This is a genomic window from Paracoccus sp. (in: a-proteobacteria) (assembly GCF_035556475.1).
Lineage (GTDB): Bacteria > Pseudomonadota > Alphaproteobacteria > Rhodobacterales > Rhodobacteraceae > Paracoccus.
Map to the genome: position 1 here is coordinate 19844 of NZ_DATMFA010000022.1, position 15159 is coordinate 35002.

Annotated in this window: 14 protein-coding genes; 9 read left to right on the forward strand and 5 right to left on the reverse strand. The window is 62.8% G+C overall.

Annotated features, from left to right (window positions below):
- The first annotated feature begins 14 nt into the window (after window positions 1–14).
- Both VNQ78_RS02830 and VNQ78_RS02835 read left to right on the forward strand, forming a co-directional pair.
- Window positions 15–962 (forward strand): hypothetical protein, encoded by a 948-nt coding sequence (locus VNQ78_RS02830; protein WP_325686376.1) that lies wholly within the window; start codon window positions 15–17, stop codon window positions 960–962.
- 15 nt (window positions 963–977) lie between these two features.
- Window positions 978–1850 (forward strand): alpha/beta hydrolase, encoded by an 873-nt coding sequence (locus tag VNQ78_RS02835; RefSeq protein ID WP_325686379.1) that lies wholly within the window; start codon window positions 978–980, stop codon window positions 1848–1850.
- A 62-nt stretch (window positions 1851–1912) separates the two neighbouring features.
- On the opposite strand, the gene VNQ78_RS02840 is transcribed toward VNQ78_RS02835, so the two are convergent.
- The gene (locus tag VNQ78_RS02840; RefSeq protein WP_325686381.1) at window positions 1913–2701 is read right to left on the reverse strand and encodes an IclR family transcriptional regulator; all 789 of its coding nucleotides are present in this window, start codon (window positions 2699–2701) and stop codon (window positions 1913–1915) included.
- Window positions 2702–2863: 162 nt separating this feature from the next.
- Here VNQ78_RS02840 and VNQ78_RS02845 point away from each other — a divergent pair, with 162 nt between their 5' ends.
- The 4 genes from VNQ78_RS02845 (at window position 2864) to VNQ78_RS02860 (ending at window position 7227) form a co-directional block, all read left to right on the forward strand.
- Window positions 2864–3838: a tripartite tricarboxylate transporter substrate binding protein gene (locus VNQ78_RS02845; protein ID WP_325686383.1), complete on the forward strand. Its 975-nt coding sequence runs from the start codon at window positions 2864–2866 to the stop codon at window positions 3836–3838.
- Window positions 3839–3997: 159 nt separating this feature from the next.
- Window positions 3998–5629 carry a bifunctional 3-(3-hydroxy-phenyl)propionate/3-hydroxycinnamic acid hydroxylase gene (locus tag VNQ78_RS02850; RefSeq protein WP_325686459.1) on the forward strand — a complete coding sequence of 544 codons (1632 nt, stop codon included), beginning with the start codon at window positions 3998–4000 and terminating at the stop codon, window positions 5627–5629.
- A 13-nt stretch (window positions 5630–5642) separates the two neighbouring features.
- Complete coding sequence (gene hpaH / locus VNQ78_RS02855; protein ID WP_325686461.1) at window positions 5643–6443, forward strand: 2-oxo-hept-4-ene-1,7-dioate hydratase; 801 nt, start codon at window positions 5643–5645, stop codon at window positions 6441–6443.
- Window positions 6430–7227, forward strand: coding sequence for an HpcH/HpaI aldolase/citrate lyase family protein (locus tag VNQ78_RS02860; protein WP_325686385.1), 798 nt, complete (start codon window positions 6430–6432; stop codon window positions 7225–7227). Before hpaH ends, VNQ78_RS02860 begins: the two co-directional genes overlap by 14 nt.
- A gap of 180 nt (window positions 7228–7407) precedes the next feature.
- Here VNQ78_RS02860 and VNQ78_RS02865 read toward each other — a convergent pair whose 3' ends face one another.
- Together VNQ78_RS02865 and VNQ78_RS02870 are read right to left on the reverse strand one after the other, a co-directional pair.
- Window positions 7408–8793 carry an NtaA/DmoA family FMN-dependent monooxygenase gene (locus tag VNQ78_RS02865; protein WP_325686387.1) on the reverse strand — a complete coding sequence of 462 codons (1386 nt, stop codon included), beginning with the start codon at window positions 8791–8793 and terminating at the stop codon, window positions 7408–7410.
- A 24-nt stretch (window positions 8794–8817) separates the two neighbouring features.
- Window positions 8818–9243: a hypothetical protein gene (locus VNQ78_RS02870; protein ID WP_325686389.1), complete on the reverse strand. Its 426-nt coding sequence runs from the start codon at window positions 9241–9243 to the stop codon at window positions 8818–8820.
- A gap of 223 nt (window positions 9244–9466) precedes the next feature.
- Between VNQ78_RS02870 and VNQ78_RS02875 the strand changes: the two genes are divergently transcribed.
- Window positions 9467–10705 (forward strand): acyl-CoA dehydrogenase family protein, encoded by a 1239-nt coding sequence (locus VNQ78_RS02875; RefSeq protein WP_325686391.1) that lies wholly within the window; start codon window positions 9467–9469, stop codon window positions 10703–10705.
- Between the two features lie 36 nt (window positions 10706–10741).
- On the opposite strand, the gene VNQ78_RS02880 is transcribed toward VNQ78_RS02875, so the two are convergent.
- On the reverse strand, window positions 10742–11788 hold the full coding sequence (locus VNQ78_RS02880; RefSeq protein ID WP_325686394.1) for an aldo/keto reductase: 1047 nt from the start codon (window positions 11786–11788) through the stop codon (window positions 10742–10744).
- A 279-nt stretch (window positions 11789–12067) separates the two neighbouring features.
- Between VNQ78_RS02880 and VNQ78_RS02885 the strand changes: the two genes are divergently transcribed.
- The gene (locus VNQ78_RS02885; RefSeq protein WP_325686396.1) at window positions 12068–13675 is read left to right on the forward strand and encodes an ABC transporter substrate-binding protein; all 1608 of its coding nucleotides are present in this window, start codon (window positions 12068–12070) and stop codon (window positions 13673–13675) included.
- A 7-nt stretch (window positions 13676–13682) separates the two neighbouring features.
- Window positions 13683–14702 (forward strand): ABC transporter substrate-binding protein, encoded by a 1020-nt coding sequence (locus VNQ78_RS02890; RefSeq protein WP_325686398.1) that lies wholly within the window; start codon window positions 13683–13685, stop codon window positions 14700–14702.
- Here VNQ78_RS02890 and VNQ78_RS02895 read toward each other — a convergent pair.
- Window positions 14684–15145 (reverse strand): Rrf2 family transcriptional regulator, encoded by a 462-nt coding sequence (locus tag VNQ78_RS02895; RefSeq protein ID WP_325686400.1) that lies wholly within the window; start codon window positions 15143–15145, stop codon window positions 14684–14686. The two genes, VNQ78_RS02890 and VNQ78_RS02895, sit on opposite strands and share 19 nt — an antisense overlap.
- Window positions 15146–15159 lie beyond the last annotated feature (14 nt).

Sequence of the window (15159 nt, forward strand, 5' to 3'; positions counted from 1 at the left end):
CCGGAGTATTAGAAATGGCCAATCTTGTCGGCATTGCCGCCTTGTCACATTCTCCGTCCTGGGATCTCTCGCGGGATCTGGAGGGTCCAGGCGCAGCCTTCGTCGCGGCGGTCGAACGACTGCGCAAGTTCAACGGCCAGAAGGTCGACGCAATCGTATTGTTCGGGCCGGATCACTATCGCAACTTCTTCTATGACCAGATGCCGCAATTCTGCATTGGCGTGGAAAAGCTGGATGGATACGGCGACTATGACAGTCCGGCCGGTCCCCTGCCGGTGCAGCGGGAACTGGGCAAGCATGTGCTTGACCGGCTGATGTCCTCGGGCTTCGATCCGGCGGTGTCGCTGAACATGTGTGTGGATCATGGCCACACCCAGCCTTATGCAGCGGTCAACCCGGCGCTCGACATTCCGGTCGTGCCGATCATGATCAACTGCCAGGGCGGTCCGCGGCCGACCTACCGCCGCGTCATGGATTTCGGCCGCGTGGTCGGCGAAGCAATCCGCTCGTTTCCGGCGGAGATGAATGTCATCGTCATGGGTTCCGGCGGGCTTTCGCACTTCCTGCCAAAGATGTCTGCCGACGACACGGCTACCCCGGAAAATACCCGCGACTACATCATCAACGGCCGCGAACGCTCGCGCGAGGTGAATGCCGAGAAGGAGCGCGTTTCGAAGGAACGCCGCGCCGAAAAACGCACGGGCAAGGTTTCCGAAGCGTGGGATGCTTGGTTTCTGAATCTGGTCGAGACCGGAAACTTCGAGCCGCTGCATCTCATGTCCGATGCCGAAATCGAGGAGGCTGCTGGCAATGGCGCGCATGAGTTGCGCACCTGGCTGGCCGCGGCCGCGGCCTGGGGCCGCGACATAAGGACCGTGGGCTACGAGGCCGTGCCAACCTGGATCACCGGCATGGGCGTGATCGGCGGTGGCATCTGCCTGCCGCAAGACAAACAAGGCTGAACGCGGAGTATCGCCATGATCGAACAAAACCAGGACTACCGCTCGCTTTGGACAGGGCTGCGCGAAACGGCCTTTGAACAGGGCTTCACGCGCGTCAACGGTCTGAATACGCGCTATGCCCATGCCGGCACCCGGGGCAAGCCCGCGATCGTCATGCTGCATGGCACCGCGGGCCATTGGGAAGCCTTCTCGTCCAATTTCCGGGCCCATGCCGAGGATTTCGACCTTTATGCGCTGGACATGGTCGGCTGCGGCTTCACTGACAAGCCGGATCACCCGCTGGAGGTGAAGCATTACATGGCGCATGTGATCGGCTTCATGGACGCCATGGGGCTGGACCGTGCCCATCTGATGGGTTGCTCGCTCGGGGCATGGATCTCGGCCACCATCGCCTTGCGCCATCCCGAGCGTGTCAACAAGCTGGTTCTGCTTTCGGCTTCGGGCTATTTCTCCTCGGCGGAAAATCGCGGGCGCATCATCTCGCAGCGGACCAAGGCGGTGGACGATCCCTCATGGGACAACGTCAAGGCGATCTTCAACAAACTCCTCGCAAAAGAGGAAAGCCGCATCGACGATCTGGTCGCCCACCGCCAGGCCATCTATCGGATGCCCGAGATGAAGCGCGGCATGATCAATATTCTTGCGCTACAGGATCCCGAAATCCGGGAACGCAATCTGCTGAAGGACGATGATTGGAGGTCGATCACCGCCCCGGCGCTCGTGGTGGGATCGTTGGCAGATGCCGATGAGTATCTGCGCACAGCCCGGATCGTCTCCAGGCTGATGCCAAACGCGGAATATGTCGAAATGGAAGGGGTTGGCCATTGGCCGCAATTCGAAGATCCCAAGACCTTCAACCAGTTGAGTCTTGAATTCCTCACCGCCTGAAGCAATTGGAAACGCCCCGTGGAGACCCGCGGGGCGTTCTGCGATGAAGTGGTCGCACCGGCTCAAGTCTCGTATTCGGCCAGTTCGCGCGTGATTGCCTGGACGGCCTGAAGCACCTCGTCAGTCATTTCGGCCAGATTGTTTCCGACAAAACGGAAAGCCGGTCCGCCAAGCGCGATGCAGTAGGTCAGGCGACCGCCGGAAAAGATCGGCCCCGCCACACCGCTGACCCCTTCGTCGCGCTCTTCGTTCGAGATTGCGAAACCCTGCTTGCGGACGCGCTCCAACTCGCGTTCCAGAAGGGTGGGGTCGGTGATCGTGTTTGGCGTATAGGCGCGCGGGGTGAAGTTGCGGAACATCTCCTTGACCTCGTTCGGCGGCAGGAATGCCAGCATGACCTTTGCGCCGGCGGTGGCCGGCCAGGGCAGGGTGGTATTGCGCAGATAGGGAATGCGGACATGATGTCGGCAATCGATGCGGTCCAACGGCACGAGTTCGGGGCCGATCAATTCACGCAGCGAGGTGAATTCGCCGAATTTTTCGGACAGCCGCTCCAGATAGGGGCGGGCAATGCGCAGCACAGTCGAGTTGCCCTTAGCCACGCGCGCAAGCTCGACGATCTTGGCGGAAAGCTGAAACCCACCCTCGCGGTCCTCGATGATCAGCCCATAATGCTTCAGGCTGTTGAAATATCGGTAGATCGTCGAGCGGGGCATGTTGAGGTGCTGCGCCAGCGCCGTCGGCGTCCAGACCGGGTGCGCGGCGTCGAAAGCCAGCAGGATCTCGATAGCGCGATCGGCGGTAGAATTCGCGCTCGTCAACTTGTCCTCACCTCTGAGAGTGCTCGCCATCATCTTTCCTGTGTCGTATTTCAGCCAATGCCATCTCATATTATGAAGAAATTCCGACCGACTTCCAGTGCGTTGTAGCTTTGCCGGCAGAGTTCGTCACAAATCATCTTTATATGATAAGATAGTTATCGTATTACGGCCGCAAGATGAGGAGGAAACATCTTGTTCCGAAACTTGTGTATTACCCGCCGGACTGTTCTTTCGGCTGGGCTCGGTCTTGCGGTCATGGCTGGTGCGGCGATTGCCGGTGATGCCTATCCCGACCGTCCGGTCACTCTGGTCGTTCCCTTTGCCGCTGGGGGGACCACCGACGCCATTGCCCGTCTGATCGCCGAAGAATTGCAGACCCGCTGGGGCTCTGCCGTCGTGGTGGAGAACAAGCCGGGCGCTGGCGGAGCCATCGCGACGCAGGCTGTAGCACGTTCGAAACCCGACGGCACCCAGATCCTGTTCAATGACATCGGCATTGCATTGAATGAAGTGACAATGTCGAAGCGGCCCTACGACCTGTCGAAGGATTTGCGTCCGATCGTCGCCGCGGGTGAATGGCCGTTGGCGGTCGTCGTCAGCAATTCCACGGGCATCAAAACGCTGCCGGAGTTGGTCGAAGCCACGAAAACCAAGAGCTTGAGTTTCGGCACTTTCGGGCCGGCGTCCTCTCCGCATCTGGCGGCGGAACTGCTGATGTCGCTGACCGACGCGAAGCTGAAGATCGTGCATTTCAAGGGCGTTGGCCCGGTCATTCAGGCCCTTGCATCGGACGAGGTCGAGGTCAGCGTCTTTGGCGCGGGCGCCGCGGCTGCCGAAGTGACCAAGGGCACGATGAATGTTCTCGCGCTGGACTATCGTTCGCCGCTTATGCCGGATGTGCCCACCTATGCCGAAGCAGGGGTCGAGGGAATGCGCTCGATCGCTTGGTGGGGTCTTTTCGCGCCCGCTGCCACGCCCGACGACATCGTGGACGAGGTCAATGCCGGCGTGAACGATGCCCTCAAGTCGCAGCGCGTGACCGAGTATCTCGAGAAGAACGGCTATACGCCGGTCGGAGGCCGGCCGGAAGCACTTCAGCAACGGGTTGATGAAGCGATCGCTCTTTGGGGGCCGTTGATCGAGAAAGCCGGCATCCGCACGAACTGAACGCGCGCGGTCACAAGCTGTGACTGGACGGGCCGCCCCTTGGGGCGGCCTTTCTTCTTGGGTGTCGGTCTTGGACAACAATTACTGTATTGCGGTAATAGCATTATCGAAATAGAGACAAGCATATGCTTGGCACTTCCCAGCCGGAGAGAGAACTTGATGACCACATCCTCCCAATTCGATGCCGCTGTGATCATTGTCGGGGCAGGTCCGGCGGGGACGACGCTGGCCAACCTGCTTGGTGGCTACGGTGTTTCGACCATCGTGCTGGAGCGCGAGCAGGAGATCATCGACTATCCGCGCGCCGTCGGGATGGATGATGAGGCGCTTCGCGCCTTCCAGACCGTCGACCTGGCCGAACCGCTATTGCGCGACATGATCCAGAACACGCTGCTGCGCTATCACCACTCCAACGGCCGGATGTTTGCCGAGGTCGGTCCCAAGGCAAAGCCGTTCGGCTGGCCGCGCCGGAACCTTTTCATCCAGCCGCTATCCGAGAAAGTGATCCGCAGCGGAATTGACCGGTTTGACCACGTCAAGATTCTGCAGGGCCACGAAGTCATCGGACTCGATCAGAACGAAGATTGTGTAACGCTGACCGTGAGAACCGCTGACGGCAGCAAGATCATGCGCGCGCCCTATGTGGTGGGATGTGACGGTGGGAAGTCGTTCATCCGCAAAGGCCTCGGCATCAAGCTTCTGGGCGATACTCATCCGTGGCGGTGGCTGGTGGTCGATCTGAAGAACGACGACCGCTTCGAGCCCTATTCGGCGATCTATTGCGACCCCAGGAACCCGTATATCGTGATTGATCTGCCCTACGGTCATCGCCGCTTCGAGTTCCGGTTGCGCCCCGAGGATACGGACGAGAAAATGTCGGATCCCAAGGAAGTCGACAAGTTGCTGCGCAAGCGCCTTGGCGAAGATGAAAAGCCCGAGGTCATCCGTGCCCGCATCTATACCCATCATTCGCGGATCGCTGAATCCTTCGGCAAGGGCAGGGTCTTCATCGCCGGAGATGCGGCGCATCTGCAGCCACCTTTTTTCGGCCAGGGTCTGAACTCTGGCCTGCGGGATGTGATGAACCTGTCGTGGAAGCTCGCTATGGTCACGCAGGGTCAGGCCGGGCCGGTGCTGCTGCAAACCTACGAGCAGGAGCGCAAGCATCATGCCGAAAAGATGGTGAAGTTCGCGACGGGCATCGGCAAGTTCTATGCACCCTACAGCTATCTGACCGAATATTTCCGCAAGGCCTTCTTCTGGGGCGTTCACCGCTTGCCGTCCCTGCGCGATTATGTGCTGCAGATGAAATTCAAACCGATGCCCTTCTACGAACGAGGTGTCGTCGATTTCGCCAATGCAGGCGGCAAGGAAAAGGTTGGTCGCATGATCAACCAACCCAAGGTTGCCGATGCCGAGGGGCGTGCCATGCTGCTCGACAATGCCATCGGCAAGGGCTTTGCCGTCATTGGCATCAACGAGGATCCGGCGGCACAACTCTCGGCCATAGACCGCGCGTTCGTGAATTCCATCGGGCGCCTCGTTCAGGTGAACCGCTCGCGGCGCGGCACCGCCGGCTGGCAGGCGAGTCCCGATACGCTGGTCATAGACGATCTGGATGGTGTCTTCCGCGATATGCTCCTCAAGGCGCCAAAGCAGAGGTTTTTCATCCTGCGCCCGGATCGCTATGTCTTCGCGATCTGTGACCGCGACGAACTTTCATCATCGGTCGATCGTCTGCGCAAGCAGTTGGGTAGACCGGCGACCTCATTTGAACTGGCAGCGGAGTGATTACATGGCCGGCATGACCCCTGAAGACCACCAGCGTCTTGGAACTGCGCTTTTCGACGCCGAAAAGTCCGGCGTCCAAATTCCGCTGTTGTCACAAGAATTCCCGCAAATGGGTCTGGACGATGCCTATGCGGTCCAGGATCGGGTGCTGGCCGCGCGGGACGCTGCAGGATTGCGGCGCATTGGCTGGAAGGTCGGCCTGACGTCGCGCGCCATGCAGGAGGCGCTGCAGATCACGTCCCCGGATTCGGGCGTGCTGTATGACGACATGCTATTCGCCAATGGCGCATCCATTCCCGCGGGCCGCTTCATCCAGCCGCGGGTCGAGGCAGAAATTGCCTTCGTTCTCAAAGAGGATCTGGCAGGCCGAAACCTGACCCGGGCCGACGTGCTCAGGGCGACAGATTTCGTGACCCCGGCACTGGAGCTGCTCGATACCCGGATCAGGCGCCGGGATGCGGCAACAGGTGCGATCCGCACGGTAATGGACACGATCGCGGATAACGCCGCGAATGGGGGGCTGGTCCTGGGTTCGGGCCGCTTCGCCGTTGATGAAGCGGATCTGCGTTGGATGGGCTGCATTCTGAAGCGCGACGGCGTGGTCGAAGAGACAGGCCTTGGGGCCGGGGTTCTCGACGATCCGGTCGCAGGGATCATCTGGCTGGCCGGCCGTATTGCTGATTATGGTCAATGCCTAAGGGCCGGCGACGTCGTCCTGTCCGGGTCGTTCATTCGGCCGGTCGAAGCCCCGCAGGGCTCAAGGTTCTCGGCCGATTACGGCCCATTCGGAGAGGTGAATTGTGAGTTCCTCTGATAATCCCGATCGCGCACTGCTTGCCCCCCGTAACGGATTTCGCGATGCGTTGCGCCAGGGCGAGGTCAGGATCGGCTTCTGGCAGGCGCTGACCTCGACGGAAACGGTCGAGATCAGCTCGCGCGCAGGTTTTGACTGGCTGCTCTTTGATGGCGAACATGCGCCGAATGACATGGCCATGCTGCGGGACCAGTTGCGCGCAAGCCAGGGCGGCTCGGCGCATCCCATCATTCGGGTCGTATCGGGTGAGCCCTGGATGCTGAAACAGGCGCTTGATATCGGCTTTCAAACGGTTCTGGTTCCGATGATCAACACGGCCGAGCAGGCCCGGCAGGCTGTCGCCGCCTGCCTTTATCCACCGGAAGGCTGCCGGGGGGTGGGTGCAGCGCTGGCCCGGGCCTCCGACTTTGGCCGCCGTTCAGGCTATCTTTCCAATGCCAATGACGAGATCTGTATTCTGCTGCAGGTCGAAAGCCGGCAGGCGCTGGAAAATCTGGACGAGATACTGGCGGTGCCGCGGATTGATGGCATCTTCATCGGTCCGGCGGATCTGTCGGCCGACATGGGCTATCGCGGTCAGGCGACCCATCCCGAAATGCGCCGCATCCTGCGCGAGACCACTCGCCGGATCCGCGCGGCCGGCATCGCGCCGGGCATCCTGCTGGGCGCCCCCCAACATGTTGCGGAAGCCCGCGAGGATGGCGCACAGTTCATCGCGATCGGTTCGGATGTTGGGCTGTTCATGCGGGCGGCCGGCGAACTCGCGGCGCAATATCGGGTCTAAAAGCCGGGCATCGGGCGCGACGGAGGCGTTCGCCCAGATGCGCTTCAGATTGGCGCGGCGGTAGCCGCGCCAAGAATATCGGGCCTTGAACACCTTGGCCGGGTGCGGACACCAAGGCTTCGCCGCGCATCGCTTGAACGGCGTCAACGACCGGCCCGAGCCTTCTGCCTTTGGCGCAGTTCAGACGACTGGGGCCGCCTCGTCCCTGACGGCGCGGGTATCCGGGGCGGGGGATGCCTTTTCGGATTGCCGGGCGGGTGACGCCCCATGTGGGAGGCCATACCGCTCGCGGATGGTTTCGCCCGGCTTGTAGTGCCGGCGATAGACTCCACGCGACTGGAGGATCGGCACGACCTGATCGACGAAGATGGCGGTGTCCTCGGGGCTGCGGGGTGGCTGCACCGTGTAGCCGTCCACCGTTCCATCCGCCCAGAGGTCGATCAACTGGTCCGCAACCTCAGAAGGGGTGCCAAGGACGATGCGATGATGCCCGGCCGAGCGCCGGGCCGCCTGCCGGGGGGTCAGGTCTTCGTGCCGCAGCAATTCGACCATCCCCAGCAGGAATCCGAGCGCGCCGCCCTGCTCGGGGTCGGGCATCACGTCATCGGCGCTGAGGACGCGATCGAAGTCGACCTTGGCGGGATCCAGCCCGAACTGGCGCAGGAAGGCCGCGACCAGCTCATCTTCGTTGCGGACGCCGCTCAGGCGCTCATGCAGGCGCAAAGCGGCCTCGCGGGTCTCGGCGACGAAGGGCACGACGCCGGGCACCAGCAGGATACCCGCCGGATCGCGCCCGTATTCCGCAGCCTTGTCGAGCAGGCGCTTGCGGAAGGCGAGGCCGGCCTGCCGGGACAGGATATTGGCATAGATGATCTCTCCATGCCGCGCCGCGAAGTCGATCCCGCTGTCCGAGCCGCCGGCCTGCGCGATGACCGGATGGGTCTGTGGGCTGACCGGGACATTCAGCGGCCCCTTGGCGACGAAGTGATTTCCCGCGAAATTCACCGGCTCAGCCTGCCAGCCGGACCAGAAGTTATCGGACGCGCCGGCATCCTTTCCCGGCTTCCAGCTTTGCCAGAGCTGTTTCACCAGATCGAGGAATTCCTGCGCGCGCTCATAGCGCTGCTTGCGGGGCGGCAGAGGATCACTGCCGAAATTCGCGGCGACGTCGGGGTTGAAGGAGCTGACCATATTCACGATCAGCCGCCCCCCGCTCAGCACATCAACGCTCTGGCTGCTGCGGGCAAGGTTATAGGGCGTGTTGTAGGTCGTGGACATGGTCGCGACCAGCCCGATATCGGGAACCTGCGCCGCCAGATGCGTCAGCAGGATCAGCGGCTCGATCGTGTGAAAGGGGCGGGTGCCAGGGCCTGTGCGCAAGGCCGGATGATCCGAAAGAAACAGCGCGTCGAAGCGCCCGCGATGCGCCAGCCGCGCGATCCCGAGGTAAAACTCCGGGTCGTTGACGTCGCGCATCCGGGCCGAGCCATGCGGCCATGCGCTTTCCAGATAGCCGGTGGTGTTCAGGCCGATATTCAGATGCAACTCGCGCGGGCGGTTCGACATTCTGCTGTCCTTGTGATGATTTCGTCAGGCCGGGCGGAGCATGTTCAGCGCCAGACGGAGGTTCTGCGCCTCGGCCAGCGAGGGATTGCGGCGCATGACCAGACTGCTCCACGCCCGTGCATGTCTTCGGACCGCCTCGGGCGCGTCGGTCAGGATGACGGTGGGATAGGGCAGCGGCATCAGGGGCAGGCGGCTGCTGTCACCGGGACAGATCAGCACCGCGGCGTTGACGCAAAGCTCCAGATGCCGCGTGGTCAGGTTCAGCAGCGTCGGAACCCAATGGTTCGTGGCGATGATCGTGGCCCAGGGCAGGGCCTCAAGCAGACGACGCAAAGGCTCCTTGCGGGGGCGCGTGGGGTCGATGCCATGATCCAGCGGCGCCACGACCCTGTCGCCGGAAAGAAGCACCTGCGCTGCGTCTGCCGCATCAAGGCTGTGGAAATCAGGCATCGTCGTCTCGTAAAAATATGCAGGAAAACTATAGGCATTTGCTGGGCAGGTCTATTTCACAGATCGCGCCGTGACAGCATCCGGCTTCCCCATATGCGCCCATGAACAGAATGAATTGCCTTATTTTCCGGCTTCCCTACCCGATCCATAGAAGCTGCTGTCCGATCGCTGAGGGCGCGATTAATGTATATTGCACAAGTAGATTTATCTTATGGGATGACCGATGCAAAACCCCGTCCGCGCAAACCTGCATGTCGAGGCGAAGGCGCCCCGGCTGGACCAGATCCTCGCCTCGCTGCCAGCGCTGGTGGATCGCATCAGGGCCGGTGCGGCGCAAAGGGACCGCGAGCGTATCCTGCCCTTCGAGGCGTTCGACTGGCTCCGGCAGGCGGGGATAGGAACGCTTCTGGTGCCGAGGGAGCGCGGCGGTCCGGGCGGCAAGCTTGCCGATTATATCGAGGTGATCCGTCAGCTTGGCGAGGGCGACAGCAACGTGGCCCATGCGCTGCGCAGCCATTTCAACTTTGCGCAGGCCATCGTGCTGCGCTCGGTCGACCAGCCCGACGATCTGGCCTTTCAGCGATTGCTGTCCGGCGCGATCTTTGGCGGGGCGCATACCGAGAACCTGACCCGCCATCCCGGCGATATCGGCACCACCCTGACCCGGCAGGGCGATCACTACCGCCTGAATGGCCGCAAGCATTACGCGACCGGCACGGCATTTGCCGATTTCGCCTCGATCAGCGCGACGGATGAGCAGGGCGAGCTGGTCTTTGCCATGATCCCGACCGACCGCGAGGGGGTCGAGATTCTGGATGACTGGGACGGCATGGGCCAGCGGCTGACCGCCTCGGGCGGGATCGTCCTGCGTGACGTGCGGGTTGAGGTCGAGGAGATCGGCCAGCGCGACATCAACAGCTTCATCGGTCGCCACACCTCGACCATGCGGCAGCTGCATCTTGCGGCTTCAGCGGCCGGGGCGGTGGCGGCGGCGCTGCATGACGGGCGGGACTATGTGCTGAACCACGGGCGCGCGGCGACGCATAGCCATGCGGATTTCGCCCGCGACGACTTCTTCGTGCAGAAGGTGTTGGGCGATATTGCCGCGCTTTCCTATGGCGTCGATGCCGCGATCCGTGAGGCCGCGCGCGAGCAGGAGGCGGTGGCCGACGCGATCCTGTCCCGCGCCTCGGATGAGCAGGTCGAGCGGCTGCTGGTGCAGGCCTCGATCAACGGCGCAAGGGCGCAGCTTGTCTCGGGTCAGCTGGCGCTTGAGGCGGCGGGCCGGATCTTTGAGCTGGGCGGCGGCTCGGCGACCTCGCAGCGGTTCAACCTGGACCGGCATTGGCGCAATATCCGCACGGTCCTGAACCACAACCCGCTGAACCACAAGGCGCGGGTCATCGGGGATTATCTGCTGAATGGCACCACGACCCACCTGCTGGAAGGCAAGGTGTTCTGAAAAGACGGCCCGCCGGTCTGGCGGGCCGTTTCCGTCTTAGCCGCGCGCGCGCAGGAATGCCGGTTCCTGCCCCGAGCCGCGGCTGACGCGACCCTCGATCGGGTGGCTCGGATCGTTGAAGCCATGGGTCGAGGCATGGCCGGGCGTGACCAGCCCGTCGACCAGCGCCTCGTCCTCGGCGGTCAGCTTGGTGCCAAGCGCCTCGACATAGCCATCCCAATGCTCCTCGGTGCGCGGCCCCGCGATGGTCGAGGTGACGAGGCGGTTCTCCAGCACCCAGGCCAGCGCGAATTGCGTGGGCGTCAGGCCCCGCGCGCGGGCATGTTCGGCGACCTGATGGGCGATCTGGACCGATTCAGGCCGCCATTCGGTTTCAAGGAGGCGCTTGTCACCGCGACCGGCACGGGTGTCCGCTGCCGGAGCCTCGCCGGGGACGTATTTCCCGGTCAGGACGCCACGTGCGAGGGGGGAATAGGTGACCGCACCCAGACCGAAGTAACTCGCGGCCGGCAGTTCCTCGCGTTCCGCCGCGCGGGTGACGATGTTGTAGAGCGGCTGGCTGGCGATGGGGCGGTCGATGCCCAGCTTGTCGGCAAGATGCGCCACCTCGGCGATGCGCCAGGCACGGAAGTTCGAGACGCCGAAATAGCGCAGCTTACCCTGCTGGATCAGGTCGCCGATGGCGCGCAGCGGCTCCTCCAGCGGGGCGTCGAAAATGGCGCGGTGGAAATACAGCAGGTCGATATAGTCGGTGTTCAGGCGCTTCAGCTGGCCCTCGACGTTCTGGATGATCCATTTGCGCGACTGCCCGCCAAGGTTCGGCCCAACGGTCTTGGAGTTGGTGAACTTGGTCGCCACGACCCAATGGTCGCGATGCTTGGCAATGCCCTTGCCCACGGTCGTTTCAGAGGCGCCATCGTGATAGACGTCAGCGGTGTCGATGAAGTTGATGCCCTGTTCGCGGGCCTTGTCGATGATGCGGAAGGCCACATCGTCCGGGGTCGGGCCGCCGAACATCATCGTGCCGAGCGTGATGGGGGAAACTTTCAGGGCGCTGCGTCCCAGATAGCGATATTCGACCATGATGGTCTCCTGTCCTGGCCCCGAGGGGGCCTTGCTGCGTGCGTCCTTGCAGCGGTCGCGGGATAGCGAATCTGCTGCGAGAGTGGTGGTCCGCGACCGTTTTCTTTTCCCGGCGGCGGGCGAGATGGAAGAATTCCGGCGTTCTTGTTCCAAGGCGGCCCGAGCGTCCATTCTGGCGCGCCTATTTGTTGACTAACTTTGTGTATATTGTCAATAAATGTGGCTATCAGATGGCGCGCCAGAAGCCCGCATCGCAACCTGACAAGCGACGGTAATCATATGGAATACAGTGAAAATATCTCTCGCCGTGGCATATTGCTCGGCTCTGCCGCGCTGGCTGCCGGAATGGTTTTCCCCGTGGGTAAAATCCTTGCACAGCAGGGCAAATCCGGCGGCACTGCGGTCATCGCGATCAGCTCGGAGCCGCCGGTGATCTCGGCCCTTGGCCATACCGCCTATTATACGGTCCTCGTCTCGGCCAAGACGAACGAAGGGCTGCTGACCTATGATTTCGACCTGACGCCCAAGCCGCAGCTGGCGACGGAATGGAAGATCAGCGATGACGGCCTGCGCTATGACTTCACCCTGCGGCAGGGGGTCAAATGGCATGACGGCCAGCCCTTCACCGCCAAGGATGTGGCCTTCTCGATCAATACGATCCGCGAGGTTCACCCGCGCGGCCGCAATACCTTTGCCAATCTCGACCGGATCGAGGTGCAGGACGACCATCACGTCAGCCTGATCCTGCGCGCCCCCGCGCCCTATCTGATCCGCGCCCTTGCCGCATCGGAAACGCCCATCGTCGCTGCCCATGTCTATGCCGAGGGCAAGCCGCTGGAAAATCCCGCGCAGAACGCGCCCATCGGCACCGGACCCTACCTTTTCCGCGAATGGGTGCGCGGCAGCCATATCGTCTATGATCGCAACCCGGATTACTGGGACGCGCCGAAGCCCGCCATCGACCAACTGGTCATCCGCTTCTTGCCCGACGCCGCCGCACGCACCGCCGCGATCGAATCCGGCGAGGTGCATGTCGCGCCGGGCGAGCCCATCCCTCTGGCCGATCTGGCGCGGATCGAGCAGAACCCGGAGCTGGGGCTGGAATGGAACGGCTATCAATATGCGAACGGCGTCCGCCGGGTCGAGTTCAACCTCGACCGCCCGATCTTTCAGGACCGCCGGGTGCGCAAGGCATTCGCCCATGTGATCGACCCGCAGGTTCTGCTGAACCTCACGAATTACGGCTATGGCGCGGTGCTGAACGGCCCGATCCACCCGGCGCTGAAGGATTATCACTTCGCCGACCTGCCCCTGCACGAGATCAGCCCCGAGAAGGCCGAGGCGCTGCTGGATGAGGCGGGCCATCCGCGCGGCGCGGACGGCACGCGCTTCAGCGTCGCCCTCGACTACGTTCCAGGCAACGAGGGCACGCGACGCGGCGCAGAATATATCCGGCAGGCGCTGCAACAGGTCGGGGTTGATGCGCAGATCCGCGCGCAGGATTTCGCGACCTATACCAAGCGCGTCTATACCGACCGCGACTGGGATTTCCTGTATAACGGCATGTCGAACCTGTTCGACCCGCAAGTGGGTGTGCAGCGGCTTTATTGGTCGAAGAACTTCAAGCCCGGCATCCCGTTCAGCAATGGCGCCCATTACCAGAACGCCGAGGTCGATCGGCTGCTGGAATCCTCGGCCGTGCAGAACGACCATGAGGCCCGGCGTCAGGAATGGCGGCGCGTGCAGGAGATCCTGCATGAGGACGTGCCGTCGATCTATACCGTGACCAGCCCCGAACACACGGTTTTCAGCCGCAGGCTGGCCGGGCACACGCCCGACGGCACCGGCCTTTTCGGCAATGCCGCCGATCTGCATTTCGTCGCATGAGGTGAACATGGATACGCTTTGGTATACACGCTGCCCGGTTCCGACTCCGGTAGGGCTGGCTGTGCAGCTTGGCCTGCTGGATCGCGCCTTTGCGGCCAAGGGGGTCGAGCTTGCCTCGATCATCGACAGCAAGGACCGCAATATCCGGCAAAGCCATTTCAACCACACCCTGAAATGGTCGTTCCGCCTTGGCGGTAACGTGCCCCCGATCCGCGCCCGGTCCGAGGGGCGGAATACCCGGCTGATCGGCGTCACCTGGACCGACGAGTATCAAGCGATCATCGCGCTGCCGGAAAGCGGCATCCGCAGCGCCTCGGATCTGGAAGGGCGCAGGCTGGGCGTCCCGAAACAACCCGAGGGTGATGTTTTCGTCGTCGATTTCTGGCGGGCCAGTGCGCTCAAGGCCTTCGATTCCGCCCTGACCATCGCCGGTCTGGCGCGCAGCGAGGTCGAGCTGGTCGACATCGCCTTCTCGGAGAGCGTGCTGGATAGCCACGAGGCCGACCGCTTCGGCCTTGCCCGCCGCATCCCCTATGGCCCGGAAATCGCGGCGCTGTTCCGGGGCGAGGTCGATGCGATCTTCGTCAAGGGTGCCTCGGGGATTGCCGCCGCGAACCTTATCGCGGCGCAGGAGGCGGTGTCCTTCGGCTTCCATGACGATCCCGCGATCCGCATAAATTCGGGGACGCCGCGCCTCCTGACCGTCGATGCGGCGCTGCTGGACGAACGGCCCGATCTGGCGGCGACCCTGATCGGGACCATCCGGCAGGCGGGCGAATGGGCCGCCGCCCATCCCGACGACACCGCCCGCTTTGCCGCCCGTGAAACAGGCGCCAGCGAAGAGCAGATCCATGTGGCCCACGGCCCGCGCTTTGCCCAGAGCTTCGGTCTGTCGCTGGAGCCCGAGGCCCTGGCCGCGGTGGAAAGCTACAAGGATTTCCTGCTGGCCGAGGGTTTCCTTGCCGCCGATTTCAGCATTGCGGATTGGGTGGACCGCCGCGCATGGGATCAGGCGCTGGCCGCCTGATCCTCGCCCGTAAGCGGACCGCTCAGCGGGACCGAGCTGCAAAGATCCTGCAGGGTGCGATGCTCCAGAATGGCCAGCATCGCATCGCGCACTTCCAGCATCAGCAAACGGATCTCGCAGGCGCTTTGCGTCGGGCAATCGTGGCATTTGCGATAGGCGGTCTTGCTGACGCAGGAAATCGGCGCGATCGGCCCGTCGATCACGCGCAGGATCTGGGCCACGCTGATCGTGTCGGCCGGCCGGGCAAGGGAATACCCGCCCGAGCGGCCCTTGCGCGTCTGGATCAGACCAGCCTGACGCAAATCGGCAAGGATGGTGTCCAGAAACTTCTTGGGAATGCCGTTCGCGTTGGCGATGGCAGTCGACTGCCGCACTTCGCCCGGATCAAGGCGCGCCAGCTCGATAAGCGCCTTGATGCCGTATTTCCCCTTCATGGTCAGCATGGATGATCCGCGTT